The sequence below is a fragment of the Sphingomonas sanguinis genome (assembly GCF_001476905.1).
GTDB classification, from domain to species: domain Bacteria; phylum Pseudomonadota; class Alphaproteobacteria; order Sphingomonadales; family Sphingomonadaceae; genus Sphingomonas; species Sphingomonas sanguinis_B.
In genome coordinates this window covers 1-965 of sequence record NZ_LDTE01000208.1, presented here as the reverse complement: position 1 = coordinate 965, position 965 = coordinate 1, and the positions used below count along the sequence as shown (strand labels likewise).

1 pseudogene is annotated in these 965 nt (G+C 63.5%); it reads right to left on the bottom strand.

Annotated features, from left to right (window positions below):
* Positions 1–965: pseudogene (locus tag SB4_RS18630) on the bottom strand (TonB-dependent receptor); the annotation flags it as partial.

Here is a 965-nt window from a genome sequence, read left to right as displayed (position 1 = left end):
GGCGAGCTGGAAGTTCGCCGGATCGGTCATCGACGTGCCGAACGTCAGCACCGGGCTGCGCGAGTTGGTATAGTCGTAGCTATAGCCCTGCGCCGACCGGTTATCGAAGACGAACGTGGTTTCCACCGGAATGGAGGCGTCCGACTTCGACACGCCGCCGAGCACGGTGAACCGGAACTTGTCGCTGACGTCCTGATCCCAGCTGCCGCCGATCTGGTAGAATTCCGTCTTCGACTGGCGCAGATAATGTTCGGTGCGGACATAGGCGTCGTTGAGCGTCGCCGCGATCATGTTGCCGTTCGAATCGTACTTGGGATTGACAACGTCGATCGACCGTTCGTTCGAACGCAGCAGGACCTCGCCCCACTTCTCCTCGCGCGTTTCCTTGAAGCGCGAATACAGGCCGTCGATCGAGATCTTGGTCGCCTCGCTCGGCGCGAACTGGACGCTGCCGGTGATGCCCATCCGCTCGCGGTCGTGCCGGATTTCGCCATAGCGCGGAATGCGCGGGTGGAAGGCCAGCGCAGCCTGCGTACAGGCGGCGCTGGGCCGATAGAAGCCACCCGAATTGGCGACGCGCGTGCTGCTGGTGTTGCTGGAATAGAAGCACGGCGTGCCATCGACCGAATCGAACCGCGCCTGCGCCCAGCGCGTCGTGTTGTTGCCGAGTTCGAGATTGTTGGTCTTGCTGTACGCCGCCGACACGGAAGCACCGAACGTGCCCGCGTCGTTCTTGAACGACAGCAAGCCGGCGGCGCGCGGCCCCCAGTTCTTCGACAGATCGTTGTAGCTCGCCTGCGTCGAGCCGACGAGCGTCACGCCCGTCTTGCCGCCCAGCGGGTTGCCGGTGTTGAGGTCGACCACCGCGCCCAGCGACCCTTCGTCCAGCGACGCTTCCGCCGTCTTGTGGACAACGATCGAGTTGAAGAGCTCCGAGGCGAAGACGTTGAAGTCGAAGGCGCGGT